Below are 12,751 nucleotides of genomic sequence, written 5' to 3' on the forward strand. Positions count from 1 at the left end.
AGGCACTCGCGTAACTGCACTATAGAAGATCGCTTTCCCCGACGTCAGACCCTTCCCCGCCCGATGGCGCCGATCCGGGTGATGGGCGCCACTTTCTGGTATCCTCCTTGATCCACATCATCCCTACAGGGCCCTGGCCCGACGGCCCCGCCGTCCGCTCTTCCCCTCAGCATCTCAGGTCACTCCCCTTGTCCGATTCCTCTGCCGACTTCGCCGCGCTGCCGCTGGCGCCGGAACTGCTGTCCAATCTCGCCACGCTGGGCTACCGCACCATGACGCCGATCCAGGCCGAGAGCCTGCCACCGATGCTGGCGGGACGCGACGTCATCGCCCGGGCCAGGACCGGCTCGGGCAAGACCGCGGCCTTCGGCCTGGGGCTGCTCTCGCGGCTGACGCTCTCGAGCGCCCGGGTGCAGGGGCTGGTGCTCTGCCCGACCCGGGAGCTCGCCGACCAGGTGGCCGGCGAGCTGCGTCGCCTGGCGCGCAGCCTGCCCAACGTCAAGGTGCTGACCCTGTGCGGCGGCGCTCCCCTGGGGCCGCAGCTCGCTTCGCTGGCGCATGGCGCGCATGTCGTCGTCGGCACCCCGGGGCGGGTGGAGGAGCACTTGCGCAAGGGCTCGCTCGACCTCTCAGGGCTCGAGACCCTGGTGCTGGACGAGGCCGACCGGATGCTGGACATGGGCTTCCAGGCCGCCATGGAGGCGATCATCGCCGAGACCCCGCCGAGCCGCCAGATGCTGCTCTTCAGCGCCACCTATGCCGAGGCCATCCGGCCCATCGCCGAGGGCCTGATGCGCGACCCGGTCACGGTGGAGGTGGTCGAGCCCCATGACGAGACCACGATCCGCCAGCACTTCTACCGGGTGGCCGACGAATCGGCCCGCTTCGAGGCGCTGCGCCGCCTGCTGCTGCACGTCAGGCCCGCCGCCAGCGTGGTGTTCTGCAACACCAAGCGCGAGACCGACGAGGTCGCCGATGCCCTGAACGAGGCGGGCTTCAGCGCCCTGGCGCTGCACGGCGACCTCGAGCAGCGCGACCGCGACCGCCTGCTGGTGCTGTTCGCCAACGGCAGCGTCTCGATCCTGGTGGCCACCGACGTGGCCGCCCGCGGGCTGGACATCGATGCCCTGGACGCGGTGTTCAACTACCGCATCGCCCGGGAGCTCGAGGTGCACGTCCACCGCATCGGGCGCACCGGCCGCGCCGGGGGCTCCGGAATGGCCTGTACCCTGGTGGCCGAGCAGGAGGACTACCGGCTGGCGCGGCTCGCCGACTTCCTGGGCGAGACGCTGGAAACGGAGCCGCTGCCTTCCCGCGCGGTCCTGGAGCGTACTCCTGTCACGCCGGCCATGGCGACGCTCGAGCTCGGTGGCGGCAAGAAGCAGAAGCTGCGCCCCGGCGACATCCTCGGCGCCCTGACCGGCGAGGGCGGGATCGCCGGCGACCAGGTGGGCAAGATCAAGGTGCTCGCCAACTGCGCCTACGTGGCCGTGCGCCGGGACGTCGTCCGGGCGGCCCTCGACCAGCTGGCCAACGGCAAGCTCAAGGGGCGCAGCTTCCGGGCCCGTCGCATCCGCGGCTAGCTGGTAGTGTGTCCCCACACATTGCTATCAGGAGGCGTTCATGGCGGAGCCATCATCCCCCGATGACTCCCTCACCCTGACCCTGGGACGCGAGGAACTGATCATCCGCCGGCGCTACGAGACGCTGAGCATCTTCAACGATGTGCTGATCGCGCTGTGGTTCCTGGTCGGCAGCATCCTGTTCCTGTACCCCTCCCAGGAGCACCTGGCGATCTGGATGTTCATCCTCGGCAGCGTCCAGTTCCTGGTGCGCCCGGCGATTCGCCTGATGCGTCACCTGCACCTGCAGCGCATCCCCCGTCGCGACGGCCACGGCTGACGCCGGCCGGCGCCTTAGGGGGCGCCGGCCGACGCCCTGGCCTGGTCGAAGCGCTGGGTGGCCGCGGTCTCGGTGTGGCGGCGATCCTGCAGGGGGCTCGCGCCGAAGGTGCGCTTGTAGTCGCGGCTGAACTGGGCCGCACTGCGATAGCCCACCGCCTGGGCGGTCTGGCTGACATTCAAGTCGTCATGACTCAGCAGCAGCCGCGCCTTGATCAGCCGCAGCCGCTTCAGGTACTGCAGCGGAGTGGCGCGGGTGACCTGCTTGAAGTGCTGATGGAACGACGAGACGCTCATGTTGGCCTCCCGGGCCAGGCCCTCCACCGAGGCGACCTGGGTCACGTCGGCATGCATCTGCGCGAGCACCTGGATGATCTGCGAGTAGTGCCCCTGGTGGTGCACCAGGGCCCGCAACGCCGGTCCCTGCTCGCCCTTGAGGGCCTCGAAGATCACCTCCCGCACCCGGGCCTCGCCCATCACCCGCGCATCCAGTGGGTCGCCCAGGGCCCGCAGGAGCCTCACCACCGCCTCCTGCATGCTCGCGGTCATCGCCACCGAGGCCATCGGCAGAGGTTCGCCGTCCCTCGACGCGGTGTCGAGGCCGGTCTCGAGCACAAGTTCGCTGAGCATCGCCGGGTCGATGCGCACGGAAAGCCCCAGCAGCGGGGCCTCGGGGGTGGCGAAGGTCTCGCACTCGAAGGGCAGCGGCAGGGTCTGCACCAGGTACTGACCCGGGTCGTAGTGGATCTCGCGATCGCCGAGATAGCCGATCTTGCGGCCCTGGACGACGATCACCAGGCTCGGCTCGTACATCAGCGGGGTGCGCGGCACCTGCTGGTGGCAGGCCATCAGCGAGACCGACGGCACCGCGCTGGGGGTGAACCCATCGCGGTCGATCAGGGGGTCGATCAGCGCTTTCAGGCGGGGAGAAAGCGGCATGGGCGAAGTCCTGTCGGGGGATGACGGGCCGGAAACGGCCGTCCGGGGCGACGATTATAGGGCCTCGCGACAACCGGATCATGTCGTTTTTGGCGATAAAGCGATGCGCCATGCGCCGGTTCCTGGAGGAATAGGCAAGAATCACGCAGGATCGTCTGTCGCGGAGAGGGGCCGGGAGGGCCACAATGGTCGGCCCTCATCATCCGCATGAGCCCACTCTCTCAGGAGGACACGGAACCCATGAGCCATCAAGCCAAAGGTTATGCCGCCCATTCGGCCGAGTCGGACCTCGCCCCGTTCAGCTTCGAGCGTCGCACGCCGCGCCCGGACGACGTGTCCATCGAGATCGACTACTGCGGTGTCTGTCACTCCGACCTGCACTTCGCCCGCAACGACTGGGGCATGAGCCAGTATCCCCTGGTGCCTGGCCACGAGATCGTCGGCCGCGTCACCGCCGTCGGCAGCGAGGTCACCAAGTACAAGGTCGGCGATGTGGTCGGCGTCGGCTGCATGGTGGATTCCTGCCGCCACTGCCGTGCCTGCCAGGATGACCTGGAGCAGTACTGCCTGGCAAGGCATGACCATGACCTACGGCAGCCCGGACCGTCATGACGGCGCCATGACCCAGGGGGGCTACTCCGACTCGGTCGTGGTCAGCGAGCGCTTCGTGGTCTCGGTGCCCGACAAGCTCGACCCCGCCGCGGCGGCACCGCTCTTGTGCGCCGGCATCACCACCTACTCGCCGCTGCGCCACTACGGCGTCAAGGCCGGCGACCGGGTCGGCGTCATCGGCATGGGTGGCCTGGGCCACATGGGCGTCAAGTTCGCCAAGGCGCTGGGCTGCGAGGTCACGCTGTTCACCCGCTCGGAGGCCAAGGTCGGCGAGGCCAAGAAGCAGGGTGCCGATCACGTCATCGTCTCCACCGACGACGACCAGATGGCGGCCGCGGCCGAGCACTTCGACTTCCTGCTCGACACCGTGCCGGTCCCCCATGACCTCAATCCCTACCTCGCCACCCTGAAGTACGACGGCACCCACATCCTGGTCGGCCTGATCCAGGAAGTGGACCCGGCCCTGATGGGCGGCAACCTGGTGATGAAGCGCCGCGTGCTGGCCGGCTCGCTGATCGGGGGCATGGCGGAAACCCAGGAAGTGCTGGATTTCTGCGCCGAGCACGACATCACCTGCGACATCGAGATGCTCGACATCAAGAACATCAACGAGGCCTACGATCGCATGCAGAAGGGCGACGTGAAGTACCGCTTCGTGATCGACATGGCCACCCTCAAGGACACCCAGCCGGCCTGATCCGCCCGGCGCCCCGTCCTGCGCCCGCCCCCGGTCCTGCCGCGGGCGGGCGCTTTCGTATCGGGGCCAGCCGCGAGCAGGTGTCATGGCCCCGTGGCAAGATAGGCATGCGGAGGGGAATCGTGCCCGTAGTGACTTGTACGCTTCCGCCTCGATCATGAGATGATGTATCAGGCGCCTGGTTCGAAGGCGCGTCACCGGCAAGGCAGGGCCCCGTACAGGCGTTATGAAGATACCGAAGAGACTACAACCGCTGGTCGACGATGGCTTGATCGACGAGGTCGAGAGCCAGTTGATGAGCGGCAAGGAAGCCCAGGTGTTCGTGGTGCGCTCCCATGGCGAGCGACGCTGCGCCAAGGTCTTCAAGGAAGCCAAGCAGCGCAGCTTCAAGCAGGCGGTGCAGTACCAGGAGGGGCGACGCGAGCGCAACAGCCGTCGCTCCCGGGCGATGGCCAAGAAGACCCGCTACGGCCAGAAGGAGCAGGAGCAGGCCTGGCTCAACGCCGAGGTCGATGCCCTCTACCGGCTTGCCGCGGCGGACGTGCGGGTGCCCAAGCCCTATGGCTTCATCGACGGCGTGCTGCTGATGGAGATGATCAGCGATGCCGAGGGGCTGACCGCCCCGCGCCTGGACGACGTGACCCTGAGCGCCGAAGAAGCCCGCGAGTACTACGCCAAGATCCTAGCCGACGTGGTGAAGATGCTCTGTGCCGGCCTGATTCACGGCGACCTGTCCGAGTTCAATGTGCTGCTGGCCGCCGACGGGCCGGTGATCATCGACCTGCCCCAGGCGGTGGACGCCGCCGGCAACAACAGCGCCGAGTGGATGTTCGAGCGTGACGTCGACAACATGCGTCGCTACTTCGGCCGCTTCGCCCCGGAGCTTCTGGCCACCGACTACGGCAAGGAGATCTGGGCGCTCTATGAAGCCGGCGACCTGCACCCGGACAGCCAGCTGACCGGCTGCTTCGAGCACGATACCAGCACCGTTGACGTGGACGAGCTGATGACCGTGATCGATGACGTGCGCGAGGAGGAGGCCGAACGGCGTGCCGCGCTGAGCGGCGACCGGGAGCCCGGCGTGGAGGAGGCCGCGGCGGACTGGCGGGCGGCCCACGACGAGCGCTGAGGCCGCTGCCTGCCGTTATCGATGTTCCCTCTCATGCTTTCGGCTGGTTTTCCTGTCCTCTCTCTGGTCGGCCCGGGTATCCGGGACTGTACTGGAACACGGCTCAAGAGCTAACGCGGCCAAGGGAGAGCCCCGGATATCCGGGAGGGCTTTCGCCCTGCCGGCGATGACCTGCCTGACGGCGCGGCCAACGCGGCGATGCTCCCTCCCGCATCGGGAGGACAGCGACAATGAAGCATCTCTATGGCGGTATGAAAGGTAAGGTTGGACCGGGCCTGGTCGCGCTGCTGGCGTGCCTGGCCGGGAGCGGGGTGGCCCTGGCCGACCAGGCGATGATCGATGACGCCCTGGCGGCCGCCTCGCCGGTCCTGACGGAAGGCGCCAGTGTGGTCGACTGGGAAGGCAACGTGCTGAAGGAGGGCTCGAACGGCTTTACCTGCATGCCGACGCCACCAAGCCTGGCCGGAACCGCACCGATGTGCCTCGACGAGGCCTGGATGCACTGGGCAAAGGCCTGGCAGAGCAAGGAGCCGATCACGGTCGAGTCCTTGGGCATCGCCTACATGCTGGCCGGTGACGAGGGGGCGAGCAATGTCGACCCCTATGCCGAGGGACCCACCGAGGACAACGAGTGGATCAAGGAAGGGCCGCACCTGATGATCATCGCCCCGGCGGCGCTGCTCGAGGGCTACCCGACCGATCCGGACAACGGCGGCCCCTACGTGATGTGGAAGGGCACCGACTACCAGCACCTGATGGTTCCCGTCGGGGCGCGTGACTGAGCGTCCCTCGCTCAGGGCATCGCCCTGCATGACCCGCCACGGCCTTTCATGAACCACCACTGCATGGCGTGACGCCCATGCCCCTCAAGGCTGGTCCCTCATGGAACGGCCGGCCCCTCGGGCCGGCCGTTCCATGAGGGCGGCGGGGGAAGGCCGCGTCACGCCTCCTGCTGGATCTCGGCGTTGTGGAAGACGTTCTGCACGTCGTCCAGATCGTTCAGGGTGTCGAGAAGCTTCTCGAACATCGCCACGTCGTCGCCCTCGACCGGGGTCACGGTCTGGGGCACGAACTGGATCTCGTCGACCTCGAAGTCGAGCTCGCCGAAGGCATCGATCAGGGCCTGCTTGGCCTTTGCATACTCGGTATGGGGGGCGAAAACGGTGATGTGTCCCTCCTCGTCCTCGATGTCGGTGACATCGACATCGGCCTCCATGAGCGCCTCGAGGGTGGCCTCCTCGTCATCGCCCGGGAAGGCAAGGATGGCGCAGTGGTCGAACATGTGGCTGACGCTGCCCGGGGTGCCGAGCTTGCTCTTGGCCTTGTTGAAGCAGGCGCGCACGTCGCCGAAGGTGCGGTTCGGGTTGTCGGTCAGGCACTCGACGATGACCATGCAGTTGCCCGGCCCGAAGCCTTCGTAGCGGGCCGGGGAGAAGTCCTCGCCGCCCACGCCGCTGGCCTTGTCCAGCGCCTTGTCGATCACGTGGGAAGGCACCTGGTCCTTCTTGGCTCGCTCGATCAGCCCGCGCAGGGCCAGGTTGCCGGAGGGGTCGATACCGCCCTGCTTGGCGCAGACGTAGATCTCGCGACCGTACTTGCTGTACACCTTGGTCTTGGCGGCGGCCGTCTTGGCCATGGATTCCTTGCGGTTCTGGAAGGCCCTGCCCATTGCATTGTCCTGTGGCATCGAAACTCGAGGCTGGATTCTACGAAACCGACGTGGATGGTAACAGGGATATTTTGAGCCGACGCGCTGTCCTGACGCCCGGCATGGCTACACTGCCAGGGAACCCCGTTCACCCTGGAGCGTCACTCGATGGATCACCACGCCTACCGCCATGCCCTGGCTGACTGCCTCGCCGAGAGCGAGCTGCCCTTTCCCCCCGAGGAGTTCGACGCCCGTCGCCGCCGCGTGCGACAGGCCATGCGGGATGCCGGGCTCGAGGCGTTGCTGCTCACCGACCCTGCCGACATCTTCTACCTGACGGGCTATCACACCTTCGAGGTCTCGGTGTACACCTGCCTGGTGGTCTCGGCCGACCGGCTGGTGCTGCAGGTGCCCTCCATCGAGACCGGCCCTGCCGTGGTCACGGCCAGGGTGGACGAGATCCTGGGCTATCGCTGGGAAGGCATCGAGGAGGTGATCGAGCCGCTGGCCGAGGTTCTCGCGCCGTTCCGGGCCATCGGCCTGGATGCCTTCGGGGCTGGCCTTCGCCATGGCGTCATTCGCGAGCTTCAGGCCCGCCTCGGTGCCGGGCGCTTCCGTGATGACGGGGGCGAACTGCTCGATCGCCTGCGTATCGTCAAGACGCCGGCGGAACTCGACTGCCTGCGCGAGAGTGCCCGGATCACGTCCATCGGCCTCAGGGCGGCCATGGCGACCATCGCGCCCGGCGTCACCGACAACGAGGTGGCGGCGGAGGGCAGCCGGGCCCTGCTGGCTGCCGGCAGCGAGTTCATGAGCCTGCAGCCCATCGTGACCACTGGCCGGCGCATCAGCATCATCCACGTCAACCACAAGCGGCACGTGATCGCCGCGGACGAGCCGGTGTTTCTGGAGTTCGGCTCCGCCTACCAGCGCTACACCGCGCCGATGATGCGCACCGCCGTGGCCGGTCGGTCCAGCGCCGAGATGCAGGCGCTGCGCGATGTCTGTCGCGGCATGTTCGAGGCGCTGGTCGCCACCATGCGACCCGGCCATACCTTCGACGAGGCGGCCCGGGCGGCCGAGGCCGTGCTGGCCCCCCATGCCGACCGGGCGTTCTTCTCCGGCGTGTTCGGCTATGCGGTGGGGGCCCAGTTCCCGCCCAGCTGGGTCGAGGGGACGGGCTACATCGCCCGCGGCCAGAACCGCGAGTTCGAGGCCGACATGGTCTTCCACCTGCCGCTCTGCCTGCGGCTGCCGGGCCAGTGGGGCATCGGCCTGAGCGATACCGTGCGGGTCACGCCCGAGGGCGGGCAGCCGCTCACCGACAACGACTGGCAGTTGCAGGAGCAATCCTGACCATGGAACGGACGAGGCGGCGAACGTGGGGCATGCCTCCCCGGAGGTCCGCTCATTGACCACGGAGCGACCTCACGCTGGCCGAGTGATCCTGGACCCCGGTCGCCTGAAGCAGCATCGCCAGCGACTGGGGCTGAGTCAGGATGCACTGGCCCAGCACTGTGTCGACCGTCACCACTGGCTCTCCATCGCCTCCATCAAGCGAGCCGAAAGCGGCCGGCCCGTCCTCTTCCGGACCGCCCGTCACCTGGCCCTCGTCTACGAGGTGGAGGTTGCCGACCTCATGCCGCCAGCTTCGCGGCCACGGGAGGAGGGGCCCGAGAGGCCTGACGAGGCGCGCACCGTCATCAGGATAGTCGTGGAGCCGCTGGCGGACGCGTCCACCCCACCGCTGGCCTCCATGGTGGGACAATACGGGGGCATCCTGCAGCCCGGCGCGGGCCCGCCACCCCATGAGGCGATCTTCGGCGTGCCTCGTGCCTATCGCAGCGATGCCCTGCGCAGCCTGCAGTGCGCGATGGCCCTGAGCGATCGCGCCGCGGGGCGTCTGCGGGTCGCTCTCAGGGTCGAGCAGTGGCGTCCCTCCGATGGGGAGGTGATGGGTTCGGCCCCCGCCTGGCCCGAGGGCCCGGCGGCCGGCGTTCGTGTCCATCGCGACCTCGTCGTGCAGCTCACGGAGCACTTCCTGTTCGAGGACACGGGGCAGCCTTTCCTGCGCTGCCTGGCGCGACGTCCTTGCGAACCGGTGCCGGGGGGTGGCCTGGTCGGCAGGCATTTCGAGCTTGGCCAGCTCACCTCGGCGCTGGAGACCACCTGCGCCCATGGGGCCGGTCACACGATCTACCTGCGCGGCCTGGCCGGCATCGGCAAGACTCGCCTGTGCACCGCCTTCGTCGAACTCGCCCGGCAGCAGCGGGTCGGGCTGCATGAGGCCGCCGTGCTGGATTACGGACGGCGGGTCGAGGATGACCCCCTGGGGCAGTGGCTCCGCTCGCTGCTGGGTCGTGCCGGTAGCGGCGCACGCTTCGATCATCGGCTCCTCGACCGGTTCGAGGCACTGGCGCTGCCGGAGGCGCATGTCCTGGCGCTGCGGCCCCTGCTGGGCATTGCGCCATCGACCGTACAGGCGTCGTTGGCCCCCGAGGCTCTCATCCGGCAACGGGTCCAGGCCCTGGGCGACCTGATCCTGCGCGAGGCCGCCGTGTGTCCCCAGGTGATGGTCATGGAGGACCTGCACTGGGCGGACGACGCGCTGCTTTCTGCCGTGGCGGGGCTGGTCCGGGCGACCCGCGATGCCCCGGTGGCCTGGCTCCTGACCTCACGCATCGAGCAGGATCACTGGGAGTCCCACCTGAGGCCGCGGCTGACGGATGTGCCGCTGTCGCTGATCGAGCTGGGCCCGTTGCGAGATGACGAGGCACTGGCCCTGAGCGAGCAATTCGCGGATATCGATCCCGCCCACGCCGCCCTGTGCGTGGAGAAGGCCCAGGGCAATCCGCTGTTCCTCACCCAGCTTCTCCGGCTGCATCCCGACCCGGCCCTGCCCGCGAGCATGAAGCACCTGGTGCAGAGCAAGCTCGACCAGCTTGGCCATGGGGAACTCGATGCGCTGCGCCTGGCGGCGGTCATTGGCCAGCGGTTCTCCCTGCCCCTGCTGAACCAGCTGCTGGGGAGTTCGGCCGACGCCCTCCTGGTGGGACCGACGCGACTGAGCCTCGTGCGTCCCCTGGACGTCGACACCTGGCAGTTCCTGCATGAGCTGATCCGTCAGGGCATCTACGAGGCCATGCCCGAGGGGCAGCGCGAGCGTTTCCACCTGCAGCTCGCCAGTCACTTCGAGGCGCGCGATGTGGTGCGCCAAGCCCAGCACCTGGTCAAGGCACGGTCGCCCCAGGCGCCCGCCGCTCTCATCCGAGCCATCGAGGAGAGGCTCGAGCATCATCGCCATGCCGAGGCCTTTCCCCTGCTGCGCCAGCTTGCCGAGCTCGATCCTGCGCCTCGTGATGAGGCCCGCTGTCACCTGCTGCATGCGCGGGTCTGCCTCGCGCAGGGCCTGATCCACGAGGCTCGCCATCGGTTCCGGCTCGCCTGCCGCGAGGCGCGGCATGACAGCGAGCGGATCGCCGCCAGCCTGGGCCTGGCCGCCACCCTGGAGATGCTGGACGAGCTCGACGCCGAAGAGGTCGAGCTGCAGGCCATCCTGCCCCTGGTGCGCGACCGGAATATCCCCGAGAGTCTCGCGGAGACGCATGGCCTGCTGGGCAGGCTGGAGCTGGCCCGCGAGGGGCAGGCCCGTGGCCGCCGGTGCCAGCTGCGGGCCCTCGAGGAGGCGCGATTGAGCGACTCTCGGCGACTGTGGATCGGGGCGGCGATCGGGCTGGCCGATGCGCTCTATGCGGAAGGACGCATGCAGGAGGCGGGCCGTCTCTATGGCTACTGCGTCGAACTGAGTCGGCGGTCCGCCCATGTCGACCTCGAAGCCGCCAGTCTCGTCATGCGGGCCACGACCCGGCTCTATGCCGGCGAGACGCAAGCGTCGCTGGAGGATGGCGAGAGGGCCGCCCAACTCGGGCGTCAGCTCGACGACCGATGGATCGAGCTGAGGGCGCGACAGGCGCTCGCCTGGACGCTGCTCTCGCTGGCGCGCCATGAGGAGGCGGCAGAGCACGTCGAGACCGCCCTCGGGATGGTACGGGCCATGGGCACCCCGCGCCCCGAGGCCCTCCTGCTGGAGAGCCAGGCACGCATCGAGCTGGTGGCCGGTTCCCACGAAGCGGCCTGCAACACCATTCGCAGGGCCTGGCACCTGGTCCGCCGGCACGGGCTCGAACGCCATCTCGGTCCCTGGGTGCTGGGTACGCTGGCGCTGCTGGCGGCGTCACCGCCGTCGCGTCGCCGGGCGCTGGCGGAAGGGGAGAGGCTCCTCGCTCGGGGGGCTGCCGGTCACAACCGTCACCGCTTCCTGATCACGGCGGCCGAGGTCAGCCTGATGCAGGGGCATCCCCTGCCGGCGCTGTCGTATGCGCAGCGACTCGAGGCTCTCCAGGCGCAGGAGCCCTGCGCCTGGATGCAGCACCATGCCAGGCTCATCCGCTCCCATGCTGCCTGGCTGGTCGCGCCCTCGGAGCGAACCCTGCAGGAGGCCAGGGAGTGCTGGGAGGATGGCGGCCAGGCCGGCCTGATCATGACCCTGCCCTGCCTCGCCATGATCTATCGCACCACGCCCTCGACGAGCCATCCCCGGTTCCCGGACCCGAGCGGCCAGCCCCTTGCTGATACCAGGATGATGCGGCTAAGAGGATAGGCGTCGTCATCCCCCTGAATCCCCCGGGATCGGCTCGGCCGATCACGCGATGCCGGCCCTCGCCCGACGAGTTGCTGCTACCGCGATGATACTGCGCCATGACAGGACGCCATCTGTACTGAAGGAGCCATCAGGATACCCCCGCTGGCGCTAAGCCGGATGACACTTGTTTCATCCGCACAACGTGACAGGAGCAGCACCAATGAACATGGCGCAGGAAGTCAAGGGTGAATTTTCCAAGGATTCCATTACCTTTGCACAGACGGTGTTTTCCGAAGCAGGGCATCGACATTCTTTAAACAAATTGGAGAGCATCTTCAATCTCAGTGTTAGCCCAGTGGCGCTTACGGCTGAAGCCCCAAGTTCCAGTGACCTTGATTCACTTCTTAATAATGTGGGAAAAGCGAGCAGTGCTACCACTATCACGACGGTTCCAGATGCGCCGACTAACAATGATGCTCTTCTGATTCAGGATGTGCAGACGCTGGAGTCTTACATTGCGGTTCTGACGGCTTTGGTAATGTACAATAAGCATCCAGATCCTTATGACTTGTCAGATTCAAAGCAGGCAGCCCAGTTTGTCATAGATACGGCAAATGCAAAAAACTATGTCATGACAGGTGGTACGGTAAAGGATATCGTGATGTACCTGCCCGGGATGGAGGCAAGTACAGAAACGAAATCACTTTCCACCACTTCGGCGGACCTTCATGTTGACTTGCTTAATGCGCTGTTCGGGGCCTTGAGCTTGCCTGAGTCGGTGCTTACGCAGCTTGATGGTATATTGACGGAAATTTCAGAGACACTGAAGAGTCTCAAGCTTTCATTTTCCTCTCAGTCCCAGACTCTCAATCATGTTGTGAGTTTTTATTACCTTTCTCCGGTCGAGGGAACGTCTCCCCCTATCAACGAGATGAAGGTTCGGTTCCTTTATTTGCAGATTGATCAGAATTCCTGGAAGGCCTCTGCTGGGAAGTCTTCGGTCGAGCACTTCTCGTTTGATATGATTCTCACACAAACCAGTTCAACCATGAGTTCAGGTATTGTCTCGGCCAATACGTCAAATATTGTCAATTCCTTGATGGCCTTGACAGCCAAGGACCCTGATGAAATCTCTAAGCTGACGGGGGCGAAAGGAGTAAAGGTCTGATTGGGTAGTGCCTCT

Annotated in this window: 9 protein-coding genes and 1 pseudogene; 8 read left to right on the plus strand and 2 right to left on the minus strand. The window is 66.8% G+C overall.

Annotated features, from left to right (window positions below; translation table 11 throughout):
- Positions 1 to 188: 188 nt before the first annotated feature.
- Both dbpA and BOX17_RS10770 read left to right on the plus strand, forming a co-directional pair.
- Positions 189 to 1,583, plus strand: a complete 1,395-nt coding sequence (gene dbpA, locus BOX17_RS10765) for an ATP-dependent RNA helicase DbpA (RefSeq protein WP_071944431.1) — start codon at positions 189 to 191, stop codon at positions 1,581 to 1,583.
- 40 nt (positions 1,584 to 1,623) lie between these two features.
- Positions 1,624 to 1,902: a YrhK family protein gene (locus BOX17_RS10770; RefSeq protein WP_071944432.1), complete on the plus strand. Its 279-nt coding sequence runs from the start codon at positions 1,624 to 1,626 to the stop codon at positions 1,900 to 1,902.
- Positions 1,903 to 1,916: 14 nt separating this feature from the next.
- Here BOX17_RS10770 and BOX17_RS10775 read toward each other — a convergent pair whose 3' ends face one another.
- Entirely contained in the window at positions 1,917 to 2,840 is a 924-nt protein-coding gene (locus BOX17_RS10775; RefSeq protein ID WP_071944434.1) for an AraC family transcriptional regulator, read from the minus strand.
- A gap of 240 nt (positions 2,841 to 3,080) precedes the next feature.
- On the opposite strand from BOX17_RS10775, the pseudogene BOX17_RS10780 reads away from it, so the two are divergent.
- The 3 genes and pseudogenes from BOX17_RS10780 to BOX17_RS10790 all read left to right on the plus strand — a co-directional run bounded on the left by BOX17_RS10780 (position 3,081) and on the right by BOX17_RS10790 (position 6,060).
- Positions 3,081 to 4,149 (plus strand): annotated as a pseudogene (locus BOX17_RS10780) (NAD(P)-dependent alcohol dehydrogenase).
- Positions 4,150 to 4,375: 226 nt separating this feature from the next.
- The gene (locus BOX17_RS10785; RefSeq protein ID WP_071944436.1) at positions 4,376 to 5,278 is read left to right on the plus strand and encodes a PA4780 family RIO1-like protein kinase; all 903 of its coding nucleotides are present in this window, start codon (positions 4,376 to 4,378) and stop codon (positions 5,276 to 5,278) included.
- 230 nt (positions 5,279 to 5,508) lie between these two features.
- A complete protein-coding gene (locus BOX17_RS10790; RefSeq protein WP_208858061.1) occupies positions 5,509 to 6,060 on the plus strand; it encodes a hypothetical protein in 552 nt (183 codons plus the stop codon).
- A 158-nt stretch (positions 6,061 to 6,218) separates the two neighbouring features.
- Here the strand turns inward: BOX17_RS10790 and BOX17_RS10795 are convergent, their stop codons facing one another.
- Complete coding sequence (locus BOX17_RS10795; protein WP_071944437.1) at positions 6,219 to 6,947, minus strand: YebC/PmpR family DNA-binding transcriptional regulator; 729 nt, start codon at positions 6,945 to 6,947, stop codon at positions 6,219 to 6,221.
- 147 nt (positions 6,948 to 7,094) lie between these two features.
- On the opposite strand from BOX17_RS10795, the gene BOX17_RS10800 reads away from it, so the two are divergent.
- The 3 genes from BOX17_RS10800 (at position 7,095) to BOX17_RS16810 (ending at position 12,736) form a co-directional block, all read left to right on the plus strand.
- Entirely contained in the window at positions 7,095 to 8,282 is a 1,188-nt protein-coding gene (locus tag BOX17_RS10800) for a M24 family metallopeptidase (RefSeq protein WP_071944439.1), read from the plus strand.
- A gap of 85 nt (positions 8,283 to 8,367) precedes the next feature.
- A complete protein-coding gene (locus BOX17_RS10805) occupies positions 8,368 to 11,586 on the plus strand; it encodes an AAA family ATPase (RefSeq protein WP_071944444.1) in 3,219 nt (1,072 codons plus the stop codon).
- Positions 11,587 to 11,788: 202 nt separating this feature from the next.
- Positions 11,789 to 12,736: a hypothetical protein gene (locus tag BOX17_RS16810; RefSeq protein WP_125925551.1), complete on the plus strand. Its 948-nt coding sequence runs from the start codon at positions 11,789 to 11,791 to the stop codon at positions 12,734 to 12,736.
- The last annotated feature ends 15 nt before the right edge of the window (positions 12,737 to 12,751 follow it).

This window comes from Halomonas aestuarii (assembly GCF_001886615.1).
GTDB lineage: Bacteria > Pseudomonadota > Gammaproteobacteria > Pseudomonadales > Halomonadaceae > Halomonas > Halomonas aestuarii.